The sequence below is a fragment of the Brachybacterium saurashtrense genome, from assembly GCF_003355475.1.
GTDB lineage: Bacteria > Actinomycetota > Actinomycetes > Actinomycetales > Dermabacteraceae > Brachybacterium > Brachybacterium saurashtrense.
The window spans coordinates 1,950,724-1,966,128 of the sequence record NZ_CP031356.1 but is presented as its reverse complement, the minus strand read 5'-3'; the positions used below and the strand labels follow the sequence as shown (position 1 = coordinate 1,966,128).

The window sequence follows — 15,405 nt, the reverse complement described above, 5'->3', positions numbered from 1 at the left end:
TCGATCGCCTGCGGCGGCGCGCTCAGCCCGCCGAGCGGTCCCGCTCCTCCCGCGACCGCTCCTCCCGCGACCGCCCGCCGGCGCCGGGGCGCGGCGAGGCCAGATCGGCGATCTCCGCCTCCTCCAGCGTGCGGGCGCGACGGGTGAGCTGCTCGACCTCGTCCAGCGCCGTCCCGGTGAGGCCCAGGTCCTCGAAGCGCCGGGCCGTGACCATCACCCGCGACTGCAGAGAGCCCACCGCCTCGTTGAATGCGGCCACGGAGGAGTCCAGCGAGCGGCCCACCTTCCCCAGGTGGGCGGTGAACGTGCCCAGGCGGTGGTGCAGCTCGCGCCCCGCCTCCAGCACCTCGCGGGCGTCGCGGTTCAGCGACTCGGTGCGCCAGGTGTGCGCCACCGTGCGCAGCAGCGCGACGAGCGTGGCGGGGGAGGAGATCACCACGTCCTTCGCGAAGCCGTGCTCGAGCAGCCCGGGATCGGATTCCAGCGCTGCGGCGAGCACGCCGTCGCTGGGCACGAACAGCACCGTGAACTCCGGGGTGTCCCCGAGCGCCTTCCAGTAGGCCTTGCCCGCGATCTGGTCCACGTGGTGGCGCAGGGCGCGGGCGTGCGCGGTGCGGCGGGTGCGGGCCCGCTGCGGATCGGTCTCCTCGACCGCGTCGAGGTAGGCGTCCATCGGCGCCTTGGCGTCCACCACCAGGGAGCGCTCGCCGGCGAGGTGCACCACGAGGTCCGGGCGCTGCCCCTTCTCCCCGTCGGCCCGGGTGCCTCCCAGCTGCTCGGTGAAGTCCACGTGCTCGAGCATCCCGGCGGCCTCCACGATGCGGCGCAGCTGCACCTCGCCCCAGCGGCCCCGTGCGGTGGGGGCGCGCAGCGCGGCGGTGAGCGCGCTGGTGCCCTGCTCCAGGGACTGCGCGCGCCGGCCCAGCTCCCCGAGGTGGGTGCGCAGCGCGCCCTCGGCCTCGGCGCGGGCGGCCTCGGAGCGGGCCAGGTTCCGCTCGAGCTGGGCGAGGGTGGCGGTGAGCGGTGCGAGGGTGCGCTGCAGCTCCGCCTCCCGCTCCTCCTCGGCCGCGTCGCGCCGGGCCACGTCCCGTTCGTGGCGCTCGTCGGCCAGGCGCAGCAGGCGGTCGGCGGAGTCCTCGCCGTCGCGCCGGTGCGCGAGCACGGCACGCGTGCGCTCGCGCAGGAGGAGGAGGGTCGCCGCCGCGCCCAGCAGCGCGCCGAGGACCAGCCCCAGCAGGAGCATCCAGGTTCCGCTCATGTCCCCAGCACATCACGGGGGTGCGACACGCGAGCGGTGCCACGCCCCGGAGCCGGTGGTGCAAGCGCGGCGTCGTGGCCGGTCAGAGGTCGTCGGGCGCCTCGGTCACCGTCCCGCTGTCCACCAGCCAGCGGCCGTCCTGCCGGATCAGGTCGACGGTGAACTCGACCTGATCGGTCTCGCCGTCGAGCGTGATGGTCTCTGTGACGTCCACGGACGCGGTGTCCCCGTCGATGCGGGTCTCGCCGATCTCGTGCTCGAAGGAGTAGTCCGACTGCTCGAGGATGTTCTGCTCCCACGCCTCGCAGGAGAAGTCCTCGCCGCGGAACTCCTCCGTGGAGACCTCCTGGAAGCTCGCGCAGTCGTGGCTGAGCCAGGCCTCGAGGTACTGCTCGACGGCGTCCTGCGGGCTGGGGCGCAGCACGAAGAACCACAGAGCGCCGAGCGCGACTGCGCCGGCGAGCAGCAGCATCAGCAGCGCGCACACCCCGCCGAGGATCCAGGGCAGCGGGCCTCGTGAGCGCCCGCCCCGTGTGCCGGAGGCGGCGGGCGGGACGGCGGACGGCGTGGGCTGGGACGGGCCGGGAGGCGGCGGGGTGCTCATGCCTCCAGGGTAGACAGATGTACGGGAGTGCGGCGGGGAGTGCGGGGCGCGGGGCGGCGCGGCCCCGGCGCTCAGCGGGCGTCGACGGCGTCCCGCGAGCTCTGCACCTCGCCCATGTGCTCGGTGGCCCAGTCGATGAGGGCGCCCAGCGGGGCCAGCAGGGAGCGGCCCAGTGCGGTGAGCTCGTACTCGACCCTCGGCGGGATCTCGGGGTGGACCGTGCGGTGCACCAGCCCGTCGGCCTCGAGCGAGCGCAGGGTCTGGGTGAGCATCTTCTGGGAGATGCCCTCCACCGTGCGCAGCAGCTGGGAGAAGCGCTGCGGGCCGCCCTCGAGCGCGGCGATCAGCAGCACGGTCCAGCGATCGCCGATGCGGTCCAGCAGGCGGCGCGACGGGCAGTCGCGCACGTACGGGTCGTAGGGCGGGGGAAGGGGCATGGCGGGCGCTCCTCACGGCGGGCAGGGGCTGGAATGGCCGACGGGGTAGACGGGTCCGACGCGACGGAACGGGCCGACGAGACGGAACGGGCCAGCGGGCTGGGTGGGGGCCGACGGGCTGGACGGGGCCGGAACGGGCGAGGAGGGGCGGCCACGGCCACCCCCGGGTGGTTACCTCGAAGTGCGTACTTCCCGGTAGAGACAAGGTTACCTAGGGTGAGCATCGAGGTCCACGAGATGTTCGTACGGACCTCGTCCACCCTCTCACCGCGGCGCCCCTTCGGGCGCGGAAGGAGTCCCCATGGCTCGCATCGTGATCCTCGGCGGCACCGGCTACGCCGGAGCGCACCTGGTGCAGGAGGCCGCCGCGCGCGGCCACGACGTGCTCGGCGTGAGCCGCACCGCCCCCGCGCAGGTCCCTGCCGGCACCGCGCACCGCGCCGGAGACGTGCGCGAGGAGGCGTTCCTCGCCGAGGTGCTCGACGGGGCCGACGTGGTCGTCTCGGCCCTCTCGCCGCGCGGCGACATGGCCGATCTCGCGGCCTTCCGCGCCCTGATGGCGACCCTGGGCCGCCAGGCGCAGGAGAAGGGCGTGCGCCTGGGCGTGATCGGCGGGGCGGGCTCCCTGCTGGTCGCCGAAGGCGGCCCGAAGTTCGTGGACACCCCGGAGTTCCCGGCGGAGTTCGCCGAGGAGCCGAGGGTGCTGGACGCCGTGCTGGAAGACCTGCGTGCGCTCGAGGCGCAGGACTCCCCGGACTGGTTCTTCGTCAGCCCCGCCGCCGGCTTCGGCGGGTTCGCCCCGGGGGAGCGCACCGGCACGTATCGCCTGGGCGGGGACGTGCTGCTCACCGACGAGAACGGGGAGTCGCACCTCTCAGGCGCGGATCTCGCGATCGCGCTCCTCGACGAGATCGAGCGGCCCGCGCACCGCCGTACCCGCTTCACCGTCGCCTACTGAGCCGCGACCGGGGAGACGGCGTCGGCGCAGGCGGTGCGGACGAGCCCGGCGGTGCCGTCGGCCTCCCGAGTTCTCCCGCCGCCGGGTGGTGCCGTCGGCTTCCCCGGGGGGTCTCCCGCCGCCGGGTGGTGCCGTCGGCCCCGGTGCTCGCCCGGAGCGGTGGGGCCGGGGCCGACGTGCCGCCGCCGCGGCCCCTCAGGCAGGCAGCGTGCCGGTGTGGATCAGGTGGGTGAACTCCCGGGCGAAGCGCTCGGCATCGGCCTTCCGGTGCGGGACCATCGCGATCGTGCCCTGGGAGCCGGTGCGCACCTTCGCCCGCGACAGCAGGCCAGGGCGGTACTCGACGCCGGAGACCTCCGCCGCCGGGACCTCCTTCTTGACCTTCGCCTTCTTCATCGGTCCGGCCACGGAGGCGAGCAGGAAGCGGTGCGCGGTGGCGATCATGACGTCCGGGAAGGTGCCGGCCACGCCCGGGAGCACCAGCAGCACCTCTTCGTGCTCGTCCAGCAGGGCGGGGATGTCGCGGCGCAGGCCGGGGCTCTCGAACAGCTCGTTGCGGTTCAGGGCGGTCGCGTAGGTCATGGCGGCGCGGCTGGTGCTCATGGTGCGAGTGTAGGGAGCCCGGCCGGGCCCGCGGGGGCGGCATGGGCAGTTCTCCCCATCGCCCTCGGGAGGGCGTGAGTCTACGGTGGGCGCGGAGGTCGGGACGTCCCGGCCCGCTCGAGACCACGAGACCTTCGAGGGTGGACATGAACGGCTTCCTGGGCGCTGACACCGAGGCGCTGCGCGCGCACTCCCGACGGGTGGCGCAGCAGGCGCAGGCACTGCTCGAGATCAGGGACTCCCTGGAGCCCCTGGTGATGGACGAGGCGATCTGGCAGGGGGCCGACGCCGACGACTTCCGCCGCAGCTGGTCCAGCGGCGCCTCCTCCCTGTTCCGGCTGCGTGCCGAGGAGCTGAGCCGCAGCGGCGCGGATCTCGAGAGCCATGCCGAGGAGCAGGACACCGCCTCCTCGCCGTCCGATGCCGGCGGCGGCGACGGCCTCGGGAAGGCGCTCGGCGGCGAGGGTGGGCCGCTGGGCCTGCTGGGCGGCCTGCGCGACCTCGTCATGGAGGGGCAGGGCCTCTACAAGGGCGTCAAGAAGCTCTCCGACTTCCTCGGCCGGATCCCCAGCGCCGGGGACGAGTTCGCCGAGCTCGCCGGTCGCGGCCTGAACGGCCTGTGGAAGCAGTCCTACCTCGACGAGCTCTTCTCCACCGGTCAGGGCTGGCAGAAGGGCGCCGAGAAGCTCCTGGGCAAGCTCGGCATCCCCTCCTCGCTGGGGGAGTTCGAGCCGCTGAAGGTCCTCAACAGGCTCGACGACGTGGCGCCGTGGCTCCAGACCGCCGGCCGCGGCATCGGGAAGGCGCTGCCCTTCGTCGACGTGGGCCTGGGCGTCCACCAGGTGGCGACGGCCGACAACTGGTACGACCGCACCAGCGGCATCCTCTCCACGGCCGGCGGCGCGCTGCTGATCGCCGCACCGTTCACCGGCCCCGCCGCACCCATCGTCGGCGCGATCGGTGCCGGCCTCGGCGTGGTCTCGGCCGGGATGGACATCGGCAAGCTGGTCTACGAGAACTGGGACGGGATCACCTCGACCGTGAGCTCCGCGGCCTCCGCGGTGACCGACGCGGCGAGCTCCGCCGTCTCCACTGTCGCCGATGTGGCGAGCGACACCGCCGGTGCCGTCAGCGACGCCGTGGGCAACGCCGCCGAGACCGTGAGCGACGGGTTGAGCGGCCTCGCCTCCGGCGTGGGCGACGCCCTCGGCTTCTGACCGCCCCCCCCACCGCCCCGAGCCTGCCCGCCCCTGCCACCTAGGATGACGACATGAGCGACCCCGCACAGTTCACCGAACGCGACGCCGCCGGCGCCTACGAGATCCTGGCCGCCGCGGAGGCCGAGCCGGCCGTCCTGGCCGTGCTCACCGACGAGGAGCTTCTGGCCCTGGGCGGCCGCGACGCGGTGGAGCTCTCCGGCGCGCCGTTCGCCGAGCAGCTCGACCTCGATGACGACGTCGCCGCCTCGCTGGCCCTGCGCTCGCTGATCGCCCGCGGACTGGTCACCCTCGCCGTCGAGCACGCCGAGTCCGAGGGCGAGCAGCTCGCCACCGGTGCTCCGGCCGCCGAGCGCGTGGCCCAGCTCGACCGCACCCTCGCCGGGCTGCTCACGCTGCGCGGGGCGCCGCTGGCGCTGATGAACCTCACCCGGCGCGTGGAGGAGCAGACCACCGCGATCACGGTGTACCTCTTCCCCGAGGGCGGGGTGCTCGAGGAGCTGGTCACGGCCGACGGCTACCACCACTTCAGCGTCCCCACCCGTGCCGCGCTGCCGGCGCGCCTGGCCCGCTACGTGGACCAGGCCCAGGTGGCCGGCGCCGAGGACGGCGTGCTGCACGAGGGCCGCGCCTCCGACCTCGAGGACCTCGAGGACGCCACCGCGCGGCGCCTGGCCGACACCCGCGCCCTCACCGTGCTCAGCGCCGCGGGCGCCGGCGGCGCCGGGGTGCAGCTGAGCCTCATGGCCACCTCCGACGGCGTGCTCACCATGGACACCCCGCAGGAGACCTCCGAGCGGACCGTGGTGCGAGAGGTCAGCGCCGACGGGCTGATCACGCTGCTCGACACCGCGATCCCCGGGGTGGACGCGCGCTGACCCGGGCGGGTTCGGGATCTCACGCCGCGGGCCGTGAAGTGCGCGGCACGGACCCGTAGAATCACCTCCCGTGGCTCTTACTATCGGAATCGTCGGGCTGCCCAACGTCGGCAAGTCCACCCTGTTCAACGCCCTCACCCGCGCGGAGGTGCTCGCCGCGAACTACCCGTTCGCCACCATCGACCCCAACGTGGGCGTGGTGCCGCTGCCGGATCCGCGGCTCGCCGATCTCGCGACGATCTTCGGCAGCCAGAAGCTGCTGCCGGCCACCGTCTCCTTCGTGGACATCGCCGGGATCGTCAAGGGCGCCAGCGAGGGTGAGGGATTGGGCAACAAGTTCCTCGCCAACATCCGCGAGGCCGAGGCGATCTGCCAGGTCACCCGGGCATTCGCCGACCCCGACGTGACCCGCGTGGACGGCTCCGTGGACGCCGCCGGGGACATGGAGACCATCACCACCGAGCTCATCCTCGCCGACCTCCAGACCATCGAGAACGCGATGCAGCGCCTGGAGAAGGACACCAAGCGTGGGCTCATCGACGCCGCCGTGCTGGAGAACGTCACCAAGGCGAAGGCGCTGCTGGAGACGGGCAGGACTCTCTACCAGGGCGCGAAGGACGCCGGCATCGACGTCGCCCAGCTGCGCGAGCTGCAGCTCATGACCGCCAAGCCCTTCATCTACGTGTTCAACACCGACGAGGAGGGCCTGGCGGACACCGCCATGCAGGAGCGCATGCGCGCGCTGGTGGCCCCCGCCGAGGCGATCTTCCTCGATGCCAAGTTCGAGTCCGAGCTCATCGAGCTCGACGCGGAGGAGGCCGCCGAGATGCTCGAGAGCACCGGCCAGGAGGAGTCCGGGCTGGATCAGCTGGCCCGCGTCGGCTTCGACACCCTGGGCCTGCAGACGTACCTCACCGCAGGCCCCAAGGAGTCCCGCGCCTGGACCATCCCCAAGGGCGCGACCGCCCCGCAGGCCGCCGGCGTGATCCACACCGACTTCGAGCGCGGCTTCATCAAGGCGGAGATCGTCTCCTTCGACCAGCTCATGGAAGCCGGCTCCATGGCCGAGGCGAAGGCCAAGGGCTGGGTGCGCATGGAGGGCAAGGAGTACGTGATGCGGGATGGGGACGTAGTGGAGTTCCGGTTTAACGTGTGACGGATATGTTGGGACCGGCGGTTGCTGCTCTGCTGTGGCCGCGACCCATCGCACGAGCGGTGGGCTATGCTGACCATCAGCAGCCGATGCTGCCGACTGCACTTCCAGGTACAGACCGCCTGAATCATTGCGGAGAGGCCCGACTCACTCGGGACATGTCCGGATGGGGTGTGGCGCAATTGTGCGCCGACTTCAACCGCTGATGCATGGGCATTGGCTGACGAGAGGACATGACATGGCATCGAAGGACGAGAAGAACTTCGCCCAGGTGATCGACAAGATCGCGAAGATGGACGAACCGGAGCGGTCGCTCATGCAGCGAGTGCATGAGGTCATCGTTGCGGCCGCACCCACGCTGAAGCCGCGGATCTGGTATGGCATGCCCGCCTATGCGCTGTCGGCGAGCACGCCTGCCCTGGTGACGTTGCGGAATGACGAGCGGGTCAACCTCGCGCTCACCGAGAAGGTCAAACTCCTTCCGGCAGGCGGGGCTGACGGAATGCTGATGCCCGCCGCCTGGTATTTCGAGACCATCGACGAACCCACGGAGAAGCGCATCGCCGAGATCGTCCGCTCCGCGGTTTCCTGAGCGTGGCGAACTGGTGCGACTGTGCCCGGTTCTGAACGTGAGCCGGGCACAGTCAGCGCCCGTGGCGACCCGAGTCGATCGGTGGATCGCAACATCAGAGGTTGGTCCGCGCCCGAACGTGGTGGAGTTCCGGTTCAACGTGTGAGCGGCATCGATCCGGGGCAAAGGGTGTCAAACGTCGCCCTCGCCAGCGCTCGTGACGTGTGAGGAGAGGCCTTCAACCCGTGTGCAACGGCGGTCGGAGGAGTACATCGTCGAACCCCTGTCGCGCACATGGTGCGCAGCTAGCGCAGATTCCGCTGCCGCTCGGTCTGGCCCGGCAAGTTGACGGACCTGTGCACAGCGGCGTACTCGTTCGACGCGTCTGGGTAGTGTGGGCCAAGTAGTCACGACGGATATGTGGAGGATTGGCGTGGTTGACCGCAGGCCCGGGTTTCATTCGACCTTCAGGGGTGTTGGCGACCGTGGTGACTTCTCTCCCGCCGCGTGGGAGCAGTCGTTTCGTCCGACGGCGAGCTCGTTGTGGGAAAACGATGGCGGCGGCTCCATCAGTCACGCTGACGAAGGCGGGGAGCGGCGGGTCCTGATCTTGGAGTTCGTAGACGGCTTGGTGTCGATCGCATATGACGACGCGGAGAGGTATTGGGTCGCTGCGCCGAGCGGCGGATTGGCTTCGGAATTCGTTGTTTCCGGGAACGGCGCGACGGTGCCCGCGGGCAGCGGGTTCGCGCTCGGTACCGCCTGGGCCATCGTTGAGCAGTTTCTTCGTGCACCAAGACGACGACCGTCAGCTTCGTGGGTTGATGCAGACACGCTGGAGTGGCCCGACGACTACTGAGTCGTATCGCCGGACCGGGCCTCTGGCTCTTTCGGTGCGGTGTGCTCCGATCAAACTGCGCAGACGGGCTTGGTAGTCGCGAGGCAGATGCTCGTACGTGCCGGAGGAGGGGCGCAACCGACTCGTGCGGGCGAATAGGGAGCATCAGCTCTTCTCCCCTATGCGTGATCTCATCGCGGCCACGTACGGCCCTGTCCTGGTCCTGCGCGAACCGTTCGGCGACGTCGACGGCGTGGACAAGGCGTGGATCTATGGGCGTGGGCTGCGCGCCGTACGGGGAGAGCGGGCCGTGTTCGAACGATATCGATCTGCTCGTCATCGCATCCGCGCCGCGCTTTGTCGGCGATCGCGACCGCAGTGGGCGCGCGACTCGACCTTCCTGTGTGGGTGACTTGGCTCAGGAGCGACGAGTGGGAGACGGACGATCCATCGCCCTGAACGCATCGAGCCGAACCTCGAGCATGCGCTCGCCGTCGTGCAGATGGCAGAGCATCACGTCGCGATGGCGAGAGGTCGCATACGGAGACTCGGGCAGTGTCGGCCGCGACGTCTTGGTTTCCCCAAGAATGTACATTTTGGGGTACTCTTGAGTCATGGAGATCGCCGCAACCAAGGCACGCGACCAGCTCGGGCGGCTCATCGACCGGGCGCACAGCGAGCCCGTGTACCTCACTCGCCATGATCGGCGGGTGGGCGCGATCGTGGATGCCGACACCCTCGATCGGCTGATGGAAGCGGCCGAGGAGCTCGAGGACATCGCGGCCTATGACGCGGCGAAGGCCGAGGGTGGAGAGGGTGTCACGCTCGATGAGCTCCGTCGCGAGCTCGGCCTGTGACCTACGCGGTTCGCATCGCGTCCGCCGCGCGTCGTCAGATCCGCAAACTCCCGCGTGACGCCCAGGAGCGAGTCGCCGCCGTGCTCGTCCTGCTGGCTGACGAGCCTCGGCCGCCAGCATCGAAGAAGCTCACCGGCCGTGACGCCTGGCGTGTTCGCACGGGGAACTGGCGAGTCATCTACGAAATCCACGATGACGAACTCCTCGTCATGGTAGTCGCGGCGGGGAACAGGCGTGACGTCTACCGGCGCTGACGCAGATGCGACTCCGTGCCGGAACTCGGTGGAGTGGAGATTCAATCTGTAGGTGTGCGGCGGCGCGGTGTCCTGATCAGGATGGTGAGCTGACGTTGCACGGCTGAACGATTTCAGGAAGCCGTGGTGCATGGGCCGGGGCCGGGTGCGGATGTGAGGGCGTGTCTGGCACTCGTTCGGGGCAGGGGCCGCCCGCTTGGCGACGTTCTCACGCTGCCGGAGACGGCACGTCCGCGCGGTCCTCGGTGTTCGATCGCGTGCTGAGCATGACGAATGCGATGATCGCTGCCGCGATGAGGACACCGGTGGCGACGACGAGTGCTGTGGTGTATCCGTCAACAAGCGTCTGTGGTGTCGTGCCTCCTGTCTCGGCGGTGACGGTGGCGGCGACACCGGCGAGCAAGGCCAGTCCGAGAGCGACGCCGATCTGCTGTGCGGAGTTGAGCAGGGCGGAGGCGATGCCGGCTTTGTCGGAGTCGACACGGTAGATCGCGGCCTGTGTGAGGGCGATCGCGCCGCCGCCGAACCCGATGGCGAGCAGGAACATGGCCGGGGCGAGGTGGAGCCAGTAGTCGGTTTCGGTGGTGATGCGGGAGAACCAGAACGTGGCTCCGGCCCCCAGGAGCGCTGCTCCCGTGACGACGTACCGAGGGGCGATGCGCAGGAGCAGTTTCGGTGTAGTGCCTGCGCCGACGAAGATCCCGGCGGCGAACGGCAACCACGCGATGCCCGTCATCAGCGGGGTGTACTGCTCGACCTGCTGCAGGTGGAGCGTGAGGATGTAGAAGGTGCCCATCGGGCCGATCGCCATGAGCAGCATCGTCAGATACGCCCCCGTCCGGTTGCGGTCCCTGAAGAGGCTCAAGGGCACCAGGGGGTTGCGACTGCGCGACTGGACGGCGATGAAGATCGTGAGCATCACCGCTGCGGTCGCGATGAGGACGATCGCGAGTGGGTCGGCGAGTCCGGACTCGCCGAAGCGGGTGATGGCGTAGACGAGCGCGACCATGCCTCCGGTGCCGAGGATCGCGTCGATCGTTCCCAGACGCCCCGGGTGCCGGTCCGCGCCGACCAGCGTGCGCGTGCCGACGAGCGCGAGGATGCCGATGGGCACGTTGATGAAGAACACCCATCTCCATCCCAGGGTGCCGGTGAGCACACCGCCGAGTAGGAGGCCGAGGATGATGCCGAACCCGGTCATCGCCCCGTAGAGGGACAGAGCCGTGTCGCGCATCGTCCGATCCGCGAACGTCGTGGTGATGAGCGCCAGCGCGTTGGGCGAGGCCAGTGCCGCACCGAGGCCTTGGACGGCGCGCGCGATGATGAGCATCTCGGTGCTCTGGCCGAACCCGCCGGCCAGCGAGGCGAGAACGAAGATTGCCAGCCCGAGTTGGAGCGTGCGCTTGCGCCCCCACAAGTCACCGATGCGGCCGCCGAGCAACAGGAGCGCCCCGAACGCGAGGATGTACGCGTTGACCACCCATGGCAGATGAGTCGGGCTGACCGCCAGCTCCGTCTGGATCGACGGCAGGGCGATGTTCACGATCGAATCGTCGAGCACCAGCATCAGTTGTGCCGTCGCGATGACCACGAGCGCGACGATGGCCCTGCTGGTCGGCTTTTCCGTTGAGGTCGTCACCTGTGGGTTCTCCTTGCTTCGACGGGATGCACGTGTGCGTGGAGCGCGGACGGGCGGGGTCGCACTGTTCGCGGCTCTCGCGATGTCACGGAACAGAACTATATACCCCCAGGGGGTATTCCCGCGAAGCCGGTGTGACGTTCCTCGTTCGGAAGATTGGCCTGAATCCATCGAAACTCCGCATCTGTGCCACTCGTGTGATGGGCACTCTCACGCGACGATCGAGGGACAGTCATCGGCAGTCGGTGACCGCGCCCCATCAGCAGAGGAGAACCCCATGACCACGCCCCGTCGCGCCCTTGTCATCATCGACGTCCAGCAGGAGTACTTCGGTGGCCCGCTGGAGATCCAGTACCCGCCGCACGCCGACTCGCTGCCGAAGATCACGGCGGCGATCGACGCCGCCCATCAGGCAGGGCTCCCGGTCGTGGCCGTGCAGCACACGATGGGTGTCGGCGCTCCGGTCTTCGACCCGGAGCTGCCGGGCTTCCAGCTGCACCCGGAGATCGAGAACCGCCGGATCGACGCGTGGAAGTCGGTCGTGAAGCAGTACGGGTCGATCTACGCCGGCACGGACCTGGCCGCGCATCTGCGTGAGCTGGATGTGGACACCGTCACCCTGGTCGGCTACATGACCAACAACTGTGTCCTCGCCTCCGCTGTCGAGGGCGAGGGGCTCGGGTTCCGGACCGAGGTGCTCGCCGATGCCACTGGTGCGATCCACCTCGCGAACGAGGCCGGCTCCGCCGATGCCGAGACCGTGCACACCACGCTGATGACCCTGCTGAACTCCAACTGGGCCGCGGTCGCCACCACCTCCGACTGGGTCGGAGCAGTCGACTCCGGAGCGACGCTTGCGGGCAGTGATCTCGGCACCTCGGCAGTTCGAGGTGCCCAGCGAGCCGTCGCCTGAGTCTCTCGCCCGGCCACCACTCCAAGGAGGTCCCGTGAAGTACACCCATGTCCGAAACGCCACTGCCTTGCTCACCATCGGCGGCACGCGGATCCTCGTCGATCCCATGCTGGGTGCCAAGGGCTCATCGGTCTCTGCACCGACGACCGTCGACAACCACTCCCGCAACCCCCTCGTGGACCTCGTCACGCCGTTGGGAGACCTGCTCGACGTGGATGCCGTTCTCGTGACCCACACGCACCCCGACCACTGGGACGGGGCCGCGGCCGCACTGCTGGACCGTGAACTGCCGATCTTCGCGCAGAACGGCGGCGACGCCGACGCCTTCGCCCAGGTGGGTTTCACCGACGTCCGCATCGTGGATGGCTCGCTCCCCTTCGGTGACGTGACGATCACCCGGACACGCGCCCAACATGGCTCCGACGAGGTCCTTGCTCGATGGGGCGAGATGATGGGGCAGGTCAGCGGCTACGTCCTGGCGACCGACGGCGAGCCGACCGTCTACATCGCCGGCGACGCCGTCTGGACGGCCGACATCGCCGACGAGCTGCACACGCATCGTCCGGACGTCACGGTGTTGAATACGGGTGAAGCTCGCTGGGCGGACGGCAGCAAGATCATCATGGGGGCGGTCGACGTCGCCGAGGTGCACAATGCGGCCCCGGGCACGCAGATCGTCGCCGTGCACATGGAGGCGCTGAATCACTGTGTCGTCACCCGCGAAGACGTGCGGCGTGTCGCGGAGGCGGGAGGCTTCGCCGACTGTGTCTTCACGCCGGTGGACGGCGAAACCCTCGTGTTCTGAACCGCAGCGGTCTCGCCGCGTCGTCGCAGGAGATCCGTTCCCGACGCTGGAGGACGGCTGCCTGAGGCCGCTCACCTCCAGCGTCAGGCGGTGCCGAAGCGACGGCGATACGACGTCGGCGTCGTGGCGAAGGCCCTCGAGAAGTTCTGCCGGAATGTGATCGCGCTGGAGTAGCCGACGAGCCTGGCCACGCGTTCGATCGGCAGATCCGTCTGCTCGAGCAGGCGGCGCGCCTCGTCGAGACGTTTGGACGTGACCCAGGACGCGGGTGTGGTTCCGGTGCTGACCCGGAACGCTCGCACGAAAGTGCGTCTGCTCATGCGCGCTCGTCGGGCCAGGTCGTCGACGGTCAACGGCTCGTCCAGGTGCTCGATCGCCCAGTCGAGGACCTGGGACATCGGATCGTCGCTGCTGCGCGCCGGGAGCGGACGCTCGACGTACTGTGCCTGTCCGCCTTCTCGATGAGGAGCGATGACGAGGGACCGGGCGACACTGTTGGCCGCAGCGGTTCCCAGGCGCGTGCGCACCAGATGCAGGCACGCGTCGATACCCGATGCCGTGCCGGCCGACGTGATCACGTCTCCGTGATCGATGTACAGCACGGATGCATCGATCTCGACGTTCTTTCTGCGTGCGGCGAGAAGGTCGGCCGCATACCAGTGTGTGACCGCGCTGCGGCCGTCGAGAAGGCCGGTGTCGGCGACGGGGAACGCGCCCAAGCAGAGGCCTGCTACGACTGCTCCGCGCCGATGAGCATCGAGCAGGAGCTCCTGCAGTCGACGCGCTGGCACTCGCCCGTCGTCGAACCAGGACGGCACCACGACGATGTCCGCCGTGAGCGCGGAGCCAGGTCCGGTGATCGGGGAGATCTCCTGGCCCTCCGCAGTCGTCACTGATCCCGCGTGGTCGGTGAACAGCACGGTGGACCAGTCGGCCAACTGCTGACGCGCGACCTCGCCGAACACCATCTGCGGAATTGCGAGGTGGAACGTCGAGATGCCATCGAAGACGTAGATCGCAATCCGCACCGGATCCATCTCCACCGGTCCTGAACTCATCGAGTATCGCTCATCGTGCCATCGGGCTCAGTGTCCGTCAGGCCGGCGAGGGCAGCTTCGCGGTGCGACCGCCGTCGACGACCAGGACCTCGCCCGTGATGAACGCCGCTCGATCGCTGGCCAGGAATGCGGCTGCCTGCCCGATGTCGCGAGGTGTGCCGAGCCTGCCGACAGGGTGCAGTCGGCGCAGCTCCGCTCGCGCCGCCGCGGGATCCTCCATCGACGCGATGTACTTCTCGCTGAGGTTCGATTCGATCCATCCCGGAGCGATGGCGTTGCAGCGGATCCCGCGTGCGCCGAGGTCGACGGCGAGAGCGCGGGTCATCGCGTGCACGCCGCCTTTGGATGCCGCGTACGCGGCATGCCCGGGGTTCGCGCTCAGTCCTTCGACCGACCCGATGTTGATGATGCTGCCGCCGTCGGCGAGGTGGGGGAGCGCCGCCTGCACAAGGAGCAGCGGAGTGCGGAGATTGACCGACATCGTCGCCTCCCACTCTGTGGGAGACACCTCGGCAGGGTCGCGCTCGACCATGACGCCGGCGCAGTTCACCACGACGTCGAGCCGTCCGAAGGCCGCGATCGCGCTGTCGATGACCGCCGTGAAATCCGTCTCGTGCGAGAAGTCCGCGCCGACGTAGGCCACGCGCGAGTCCTCGGCGAGCACTGCGTCGAGGGACGAGCGCTGCGCGACGACGACCTGCGCGCCCTGCTCGAGGAACGCGTCGACGATTCCTCGTCCGATGCCGCGCCCTCCGCCCGTGATGATGGCTACCTTGTCGCTCAGATCCATGGTGCCCAGCCTAAGCGGGTCGGTCGATGGCTCCGACTCAGCATCGTGCGATCCGGAGCGGTGGTGGTTCCGCTCGTGGCGGCGTTGTGGGGTTCCACGTCGACGTCAGGTCGGGTTCTGGTCACTCTCTCGGGCATCTCTGTCGCGCGCGGGTGCGGGCGTGCAGGGTGCGCTGCCTTCGCAGGGCTCAGAGCGGTGCGTCGAGGATCAGTAGACCCGTCGGATCTGCTGCGGCCACCCACAGGCCTCGGCGATCCGACCGCCCCACCTCCGCGCGTCCTCGTCATCGGCGACCTCCACGATGGTGAGCCCGCCGATGTACTGCTCGTCCGGCGCGTACAGGCCAGTGCTGAACTCCAGCGCGCCTCCGGTGTCGTCGGCGGTGAGCGCCGCGTCGACGTCCTCGTCGACGCCCGCGGCGAACACCAGCACTCCGGCGTCCTGCATGTCCTTCACGACGGCTTCGGCGAGCGGGCCGCGCTCCGCGAACCACTCCGGGGTGTGCTCACCCACCCACTGCTGGTTGAAGTAGATGATGTACTGCGCCATGGTCGGTCCTCTCGTGGTCGACG

General features: G+C 69.6%; 18 protein-coding genes. 10 read left to right on the top strand and 8 right to left on the bottom strand.

Going from position 1 to position 15,405, the window contains the following annotated elements; genetic code table 11:
• Positions 1 to 22: 22 nt before the first annotated feature.
• From DWV08_RS08955 to DWV08_RS08945, 3 genes are all read right to left on the bottom strand, one after another.
• Entirely contained in the window at positions 23 to 1,258 is a 1,236-nt protein-coding gene (locus DWV08_RS08955) for a DNA recombination protein RmuC (protein WP_241237198.1), read from the bottom strand.
• 82 nt (positions 1,259 to 1,340) lie between these two features.
• Complete coding sequence (locus tag DWV08_RS08950; RefSeq protein WP_115413471.1) at positions 1,341 to 1,862, bottom strand: Rv0361 family membrane protein; 522 nt, start codon at positions 1,860 to 1,862, stop codon at positions 1,341 to 1,343.
• A gap of 71 nt (positions 1,863 to 1,933) precedes the next feature.
• On the bottom strand, positions 1,934 to 2,299 hold the full coding sequence (locus tag DWV08_RS08945) for a winged helix-turn-helix transcriptional regulator (RefSeq protein WP_115413470.1): 366 nt from the start codon (positions 2,297 to 2,299) through the stop codon (positions 1,934 to 1,936).
• A 301-nt stretch (positions 2,300 to 2,600) separates the two neighbouring features.
• Between DWV08_RS08945 and DWV08_RS08940 the strand changes: the two genes are divergently transcribed.
• Entirely contained in the window at positions 2,601 to 3,257 is a 657-nt protein-coding gene (locus DWV08_RS08940; RefSeq protein WP_115413469.1) for an NAD(P)-dependent oxidoreductase, read from the top strand.
• A 195-nt stretch (positions 3,258 to 3,452) separates the two neighbouring features.
• On the opposite strand, the gene DWV08_RS08935 is transcribed toward DWV08_RS08940, so the two are convergent.
• Positions 3,453 to 3,860 carry a hypothetical protein gene (locus tag DWV08_RS08935; protein ID WP_127097453.1) on the bottom strand — a complete coding sequence of 136 codons (408 nt, stop codon included), beginning with the start codon at positions 3,858 to 3,860 and terminating at the stop codon, positions 3,453 to 3,455.
• Between the two features lie 146 nt (positions 3,861 to 4,006).
• On the opposite strand from DWV08_RS08935, the gene DWV08_RS08930 reads away from it, so the two are divergent.
• The 7 genes from DWV08_RS08930 to DWV08_RS08900 all read left to right on the top strand — a co-directional run bounded on the left by DWV08_RS08930 (position 4,007) and on the right by DWV08_RS08900 (position 9,628).
• Entirely contained in the window at positions 4,007 to 5,077 is a 1,071-nt protein-coding gene (locus tag DWV08_RS08930; RefSeq protein ID WP_127097452.1) for a hypothetical protein, read from the top strand.
• A 53-nt stretch (positions 5,078 to 5,130) separates the two neighbouring features.
• Complete coding sequence (locus DWV08_RS08925) at positions 5,131 to 5,955, top strand: hypothetical protein (protein ID WP_115413466.1); 825 nt, start codon at positions 5,131 to 5,133, stop codon at positions 5,953 to 5,955.
• Positions 5,956 to 6,025: 70 nt separating this feature from the next.
• Positions 6,026 to 7,111: a redox-regulated ATPase YchF gene (ychF, locus tag DWV08_RS08920; RefSeq protein WP_115413465.1), complete on the top strand. Its 1,086-nt coding sequence runs from the start codon at positions 6,026 to 6,028 to the stop codon at positions 7,109 to 7,111.
• A gap of 235 nt (positions 7,112 to 7,346) precedes the next feature.
• Positions 7,347 to 7,700, top strand: a complete 354-nt coding sequence (locus DWV08_RS08915; RefSeq protein WP_115413464.1) for a DUF1801 domain-containing protein — start codon at positions 7,347 to 7,349, stop codon at positions 7,698 to 7,700.
• Between the two features lie 412 nt (positions 7,701 to 8,112).
• The gene (locus tag DWV08_RS08910) at positions 8,113 to 8,538 is read left to right on the top strand and encodes a hypothetical protein (protein WP_115413463.1); all 426 of its coding nucleotides are present in this window, start codon (positions 8,113 to 8,115) and stop codon (positions 8,536 to 8,538) included.
• Between the two features lie 593 nt (positions 8,539 to 9,131).
• Positions 9,132 to 9,374, top strand: a complete 243-nt coding sequence (locus tag DWV08_RS08905; RefSeq protein WP_115413462.1) for a type II toxin-antitoxin system Phd/YefM family antitoxin — start codon at positions 9,132 to 9,134, stop codon at positions 9,372 to 9,374.
• Positions 9,371 to 9,628 (top strand): type II toxin-antitoxin system RelE family toxin, encoded by a 258-nt coding sequence (locus tag DWV08_RS08900; protein ID WP_115413461.1) that lies wholly within the window; start codon positions 9,371 to 9,373, stop codon positions 9,626 to 9,628. Before DWV08_RS08905 ends, DWV08_RS08900 begins: the two co-directional genes overlap by 4 nt.
• A gap of 208 nt (positions 9,629 to 9,836) precedes the next feature.
• Here the strand turns inward: DWV08_RS08900 and DWV08_RS08895 are convergent, their stop codons facing one another.
• Positions 9,837 to 11,267 carry an MFS transporter gene (locus tag DWV08_RS08895; protein WP_241237197.1) on the bottom strand — a complete coding sequence of 477 codons (1,431 nt, stop codon included), beginning with the start codon at positions 11,265 to 11,267 and terminating at the stop codon, positions 9,837 to 9,839.
• Between the two features lie 277 nt (positions 11,268 to 11,544).
• On the opposite strand from DWV08_RS08895, the gene DWV08_RS08890 reads away from it, so the two are divergent.
• Both DWV08_RS08890 and DWV08_RS08885 read left to right on the top strand, forming a co-directional pair.
• A complete protein-coding gene (locus DWV08_RS08890) occupies positions 11,545 to 12,180 on the top strand; it encodes an isochorismatase family protein (protein WP_115413460.1) in 636 nt (211 codons plus the stop codon).
• A 34-nt stretch (positions 12,181 to 12,214) separates the two neighbouring features.
• Positions 12,215 to 12,985, top strand: a complete 771-nt coding sequence (locus DWV08_RS08885; RefSeq protein WP_115413459.1) for an MBL fold metallo-hydrolase — start codon at positions 12,215 to 12,217, stop codon at positions 12,983 to 12,985.
• A gap of 83 nt (positions 12,986 to 13,068) precedes the next feature.
• On the opposite strand, the gene DWV08_RS08880 is transcribed toward DWV08_RS08885, so the two are convergent.
• From DWV08_RS08880 to DWV08_RS08870, 3 genes are all read right to left on the bottom strand, one after another.
• Positions 13,069 to 14,022, bottom strand: a complete 954-nt coding sequence (locus tag DWV08_RS08880) for a GlxA family transcriptional regulator (protein ID WP_241237256.1) — start codon at positions 14,020 to 14,022, stop codon at positions 13,069 to 13,071.
• A 58-nt stretch (positions 14,023 to 14,080) separates the two neighbouring features.
• Positions 14,081 to 14,833 (bottom strand): SDR family NAD(P)-dependent oxidoreductase, encoded by a 753-nt coding sequence (locus DWV08_RS08875; protein WP_115413457.1) that lies wholly within the window; start codon positions 14,831 to 14,833, stop codon positions 14,081 to 14,083.
• Positions 14,834 to 15,040: 207 nt separating this feature from the next.
• Entirely contained in the window at positions 15,041 to 15,382 is a 342-nt protein-coding gene (locus tag DWV08_RS08870; protein WP_115413456.1) for a YciI family protein, read from the bottom strand.
• Positions 15,383 to 15,405 lie beyond the last annotated feature (23 nt).

Coding starts and splice junctions, on each gene's coding strand:
- DWV08_RS08955 (WP_241237198.1), bottom strand. CDS start 1,258: ATGAGCGGAACCTGGATGCTCCTGCTGGGGCTGGTCCTCGGCGCGCTG.
- DWV08_RS08880 (WP_241237256.1), bottom strand. CDS start 14,022: ATGGATCCGGTGCGGATTGCGATCTACGTCTTCGATGGCATCTCGACG.
- DWV08_RS08950 (WP_115413471.1), bottom strand. CDS start 1,862: ATGAGCACCCCGCCGCCTCCCGGCCCGTCCCAGCCCACGCCGTCCGCC.
- DWV08_RS08940 (WP_115413469.1), top strand. CDS start 2,601: ATGGCTCGCATCGTGATCCTCGGCGGCACCGGCTACGCCGGAGCGCAC.
- DWV08_RS08915 (WP_115413464.1), top strand. CDS start 7,347: ATGGCATCGAAGGACGAGAAGAACTTCGCCCAGGTGATCGACAAGATC.
- DWV08_RS08875 (WP_115413457.1), bottom strand. CDS start 14,833: ATGGATCTGAGCGACAAGGTAGCCATCATCACGGGCGGAGGGCGCGGC.
- DWV08_RS08930 (WP_127097452.1), top strand. CDS start 4,007: ATGAACGGCTTCCTGGGCGCTGACACCGAGGCGCTGCGCGCGCACTCC.
- DWV08_RS08905 (WP_115413462.1), top strand. CDS start 9,132: ATGGAGATCGCCGCAACCAAGGCACGCGACCAGCTCGGGCGGCTCATC.
- DWV08_RS08870 (WP_115413456.1), bottom strand. CDS start 15,382: ATGGCGCAGTACATCATCTACTTCAACCAGCAGTGGGTGGGTGAGCAC.
- DWV08_RS08890 (WP_115413460.1), top strand. CDS start 11,545: ATGACCACGCCCCGTCGCGCCCTTGTCATCATCGACGTCCAGCAGGAG.
- DWV08_RS08925 (WP_115413466.1), top strand. CDS start 5,131: ATGAGCGACCCCGCACAGTTCACCGAACGCGACGCCGCCGGCGCCTAC.
- DWV08_RS08935 (WP_127097453.1), bottom strand. CDS start 3,860: ATGAGCACCAGCCGCGCCGCCATGACCTACGCGACCGCCCTGAACCGC.
- DWV08_RS08945 (WP_115413470.1), bottom strand. CDS start 2,299: ATGCCCCTTCCCCCGCCCTACGACCCGTACGTGCGCGACTGCCCGTCG.